Origin of the sequence: Synechococcus sp. MU1655 (genome assembly GCF_023630655.1) — a bacterium.
Classification (GTDB): Bacteria; Cyanobacteriota; Cyanobacteriia; order PCC-6307; family Cyanobiaceae; genus Synechococcus_C.
Map to the genome: position 1 here is coordinate 1 of NZ_JAKUHK010000190.1, position 4,140 is coordinate 4,140.

Below are 4,140 nucleotides of genomic sequence, written 5' to 3' on the forward strand. Positions count from 1 at the left end.
CCTCAATACGCAATGCATTAAGGAGTTTCGGGAGTTTGCCGGCTGGAAATTCCACATCCAGAACCGGTCCGATTACCTGACGGACAACGCCCTTGGAACCGGTAGAGGCAGGAGCAGCAGCGGCCATAAGTAAGGAGAAGTGAGAGGGATGCGCAACAGGACGATCCCTTCCTGAGCGGCAGAACCTTAACACTGTCTTGATGTTGCTTCGGCTGTTCGGTCACCCGCACAGCTCAGCGCTGGTGCATGACCCATGAACGGATCTAGTTTTGGCACTCAACGACCTCGAGTGCTAACTCGCATCGTTTGAGTGGCGCCGAGCGCCCTGTCCCTGCTTCTCAAATCCTCATGGCAGCTGTTTCCCTCAGCGTCTCCACCGTTAAGCCTCTTGGAGACCGCGTCTTCGTAAAAATCTCTGAATCAGAGGAGAAAACTGCAGGCGGCATCCTTCTTCCTGACACAGCAAAAGAAAAGCCTCAAGTGGGCGAAGTTGTTCAGGTTGGTCCTGGCAAATCCAATGACGATGGCAGTCGTCAGGCACCTGAAGTCGGTATTGGCGACAAGGTGCTGTACAGCAAGTACGCCGGTACTGACATCAAGCTTGGTAGCGACGAGTACGTACTCCTGTCTGAGAAAGACATCCTCGCTGTGGTGGGCTGACCGCAAAATCTCTGAGTTTTATCTCAGAAATACCTGAATTTTCCTCTCAAACTTTTTAATCGCCTCTTATGGCTAAGCGCATTATTTATAACGAGAACGCTCGCCGTGCTCTCGAAAAAGGCATTGACATTCTTGCCGAAGCTGTCGCAGTAACCCTCGGTCCTAAAGGCCGAAATGTGGTGCTCGAGAAAAAATTTGGTGCTCCTCAGATCATCAATGATGGAGTCACGATCGCTAAAGAGATCGAGCTTGAGGATCACATCGAAAACACTGGTGTTGCTCTCATACGTCAGGCTGCATCCAAAACCAACGACGCTGCTGGAGACGGCACCACAACAGCAACGGTTTTGGCTCATGCCATGGTGAAAGCAGGCTTGCGCAATGTGGCAGCCGGCGCTAATGCAATCACCCTGAAGAAGGGTATTGATAAGGCTTCCGATTTCTTGGTTGGAAAGATCCAAGAAAATGCAAAGCCGATTGCAGACAGCAACGCTATCGCTCAGGTTGGCACAATCTCTGCCGGCAATGACGAAGAAGTTGGCAAGATGATTGCTGACGCCATGGATAAAGTTGGCAAAGAAGGTGTGATTTCTCTTGAAGAAGGGAAATCCATGGAGACTGAGCTTGAGGTCACTGAGGGGATGCGTTTCGATAAGGGATATATCTCCCCTTATTTCGCGACAGACACTGAGCGGATGGAAGCGGTTCTGGACGAGCCTTACATCCTCTTAACCGACAAGAAGATCGGCTTGGTACAAGATCTGGTACCTGTTCTTGAGCAAATTGCTCGAACTGGTAAGCCTCTCTTGATCATTGCTGAGGACATCGAGAAAGAAGCCCTCGCCACTTTGGTCGTGAACCGCTTGCGCGGAGTTCTCAATGTGGCAGCAGTGAAGGCTCCTGGTTTCGGTGATCGCCGTAAGGCGATGATCGAAGATATGGCGGTCCTGACCAACGGTCAGTTGATCACGGAAGACCAAGGTCTGAAGCTTGAAAACGCCAAGCTGGAGATGTTGGGGACTGCCCGTCGCGTCACCATCAACAAAGACACCACCACGATTGTTGCCGAAGGCAATGAGGTGGCTGTGAGCACCCGTTGCGAGCAGATCAAGAAGCAGATGGATGAGACCGATTCCACCTACGACAAAGAGAAGCTTCAGGAGCGTCTTGCCAAACTGGCTGGTGGCGTTGCTGTTGTGAAGGTGGGAGCAGCCACCGAAACCGAGATGAAGGACAAGAAACTTCGTCTGGAAGATGCCATCAACGCGACAAAGGCAGCCGTTGAGGAGGGCATCGTGCCTGGTGGCGGTACAACCTTGGCTCACATGGCCCCAGCCTTGGAAGACTGGGCTTCCGCCAACCTGTCCGGCGAAGAGTTGATCGGTGCCAACATCGTGGCCTCAGCGCTGACGGCTCCCCTCATGCGCATTGCTGAAAATGCTGGGGTGAATGGCGCTGTCGTTGCTGAAAACGTCAAGTCCAAGTCGTTTAATGAGGGCTACAACGCAGCCAACGGTGAGTATGTCGACATGCTTTCTGCTGGCATTGTTGACCCGGCCAAGGTGACCCGCTCTGGTTTGCAAAATGCTGCTTCGATCGCTGGCATGGTGCTAACCACCGAGTGCATCGTGGCTGACATGCCAGAGAAGAAAGAAGCTGCTGCTGGTGCCGGTGGCATGGGTGGCGACTTCGACTACTAAGCGCTCCGTTTCGACCATGTTTTCAGCCTCCGTTCACACGGGGGCTTTTTTAATGGATGGGTCGCCAGCAATCCATCTGTGTTTGCCTCTGAAAGCAATGAACAGACCTCAAGCACTGGGCATAAAGTTCCTGGTATCAGAAGAAGCGGGAAACCTGGGGATGGATGTGCCGTCCCATAGAGAAGAGGCCTATGCCGAATGGCAGGGTCTACTCAGTTCCAATGAAATCGCTATGAGAGCCGTTGCTTTACTAATTGGCTAATGAATATCTAAGGCTACTGAATACCTTGGATGTTCATCGCGCTCTTTAGGCAGTTAAGGCGCAGGCTCATAAAAAGAAGCATTGAATATTGCTGGATTCAATCTGGATTTGTTGTCTCTATGTCTTCCTACAGGCCCGCTTGATCTGAACAGGGATTGTGAACTGTGACTTGGCTGGATGAATTCGATTTAGCTGAGCCAGCCAGCGCTCAAAATCACAGCTAGTGCGAGGAAAAATGAAAGCGTTGTCCAGGTAATGCGATTGAGGGTTGCTTCTGCACTGCTAGAGCTGGTGAACGATGAACTTCCACTTGCTGCAATACCCCCCATTCCATCCCCTTTGGGACTGTGCAAGAGAACAAGAAGAATCAGAACGGCGCCACTGCCGATCCAAACCCAAGAGAGAACAGTCGTAAGCATGGATTGATCTTACTTAAACGGGTTGAGGCAGCTTGGTCGTGGCTGGAGCTGAGGCTTCGATCGGTTCAATCAAGGAGATGCCCGTCATGGCTTCTGGTTTGTCCAAATTGAGCAGCTGAAGAAGAGTTGGCGCAATATCGGCAAGACCGCCATTCTCACGCAGACGAATGGAATTCCCCAACCCCGGAACCTTGCGTTTCTCTCCCTCGATCAAAATGACCGGCACTGGATTGGTGGTGTGTGCTGTCCAGGCTTGACCATCCGGTCCTTGCATGCGCTCTGCGTTTCCGTGGTCTGCAGTGATCAGCAAGGTGCCACCCATTCGCCCGACGGCATCCAGCAGTTTGCCGATGCAGCGATCAACGGTCTCAATCGCTTTCGTTGCGGCTTCCATCATGCCGGTATGCCCCACCATGTCTGGGTTTGCATAGTTGATCACAACAAGTGAGTGCTCACCCTGCTGGATCGCGGCAACACAGCTTTCGGTGAGAGTGTCGGCAGACATTTCTGGAGCCTGGTCGTAGGTGGCGACACGGGGAGAGGGAACGAGGTGCCTCTTTTCCCCTTTAAGGGGTTGTTCGATTCCCCCATTCATGAAGTAGGTGACATGGGGATATTTCTCCGTTTCTGCTGTGCGGTACTGCTTCAGGCCGGCATCAGCGACCACCTGACCCAAAAGCTGGTCGAGTGATTCGGGTGGAAAGACCACAGAGACAGGTAGGTCAGTTTCATATTGAGTAAATGTCACCACGTCAAGCGTTGGCTGATGAGCGCGCTTGAAGCCTTCAAATTCCTGTAGTGAGAGGGCCTGAACAATTTGTCTGGCCCGATCTGGACGGAAGTTAAACATCAGCAACGCATCACCATCTCGAAGTGGATCATCGGAGAAGCGAACGGGTTCCAAGAATTCGTCGGTGATGCCTTTGGCGTAGCTGCTGGCTAATACGGACGCGGGGTCATCCTCTTGAAGGTCCAAATCAGGATCGGTCAGTAAGTCATAAGCCCGCTCTGTTCTCTCCCATCGATGGTCACGATCCATCGCCCAGTAGCGCCCACAGAGACTGGCAATTCGGCCAATTCCATGGGTGTTGATTGCCGC

At 52.4% G+C, this 4,140-nt stretch carries 6 protein-coding genes; 3 read left to right on the forward strand and 3 right to left on the reverse strand.

The annotated features are described in order from the left end of the window. The coding region (locus tag NCN04_RS08885; protein ID WP_250395852.1) for a hypothetical protein at positions 1 to 127 on the reverse strand (127 nt) is incomplete at its 3' end. A gap of 221 nt (positions 128 to 348) precedes the next feature. Between NCN04_RS08885 and groES the strand changes: the two genes are divergently transcribed. From groES to NCN04_RS08900, 3 genes are all read left to right on the forward strand, one after another. Next, positions 349 to 660 (forward strand): co-chaperone GroES, encoded by a 312-nt coding sequence (gene groES, locus NCN04_RS08890; RefSeq protein WP_011620192.1) that lies wholly within the window; start codon positions 349 to 351, stop codon positions 658 to 660. A 68-nt stretch (positions 661 to 728) separates the two neighbouring features. Beyond that, positions 729 to 2,360 carry a chaperonin GroEL gene (groL, locus tag NCN04_RS08895; protein WP_048347138.1) on the forward strand — a complete coding sequence of 544 codons (1,632 nt, stop codon included), beginning with the start codon at positions 729 to 731 and terminating at the stop codon, positions 2,358 to 2,360. Between the two features lie 16 nt (positions 2,361 to 2,376). Further along, the gene (locus NCN04_RS08900) at positions 2,377 to 2,622 is read left to right on the forward strand and encodes a hypothetical protein (protein ID WP_250395850.1); all 246 of its coding nucleotides are present in this window, start codon (positions 2,377 to 2,379) and stop codon (positions 2,620 to 2,622) included. A gap of 188 nt (positions 2,623 to 2,810) precedes the next feature. Here NCN04_RS08900 and secG read toward each other — a convergent pair whose 3' ends face one another. Together secG and gpmI are read right to left on the reverse strand one after the other, a co-directional pair. Further along, the gene (gene secG / locus NCN04_RS08905) at positions 2,811 to 3,041 is read right to left on the reverse strand and encodes a preprotein translocase subunit SecG (RefSeq protein ID WP_006854296.1); all 231 of its coding nucleotides are present in this window, start codon (positions 3,039 to 3,041) and stop codon (positions 2,811 to 2,813) included. Between the two features lie 13 nt (positions 3,042 to 3,054). After that, on the reverse strand, positions 3,055 to 4,140 hold a 1,086-nt coding region (gene gpmI / locus NCN04_RS08910), incomplete at its 5' end, for a 2,3-bisphosphoglycerate-independent phosphoglycerate mutase (RefSeq protein WP_250395851.1).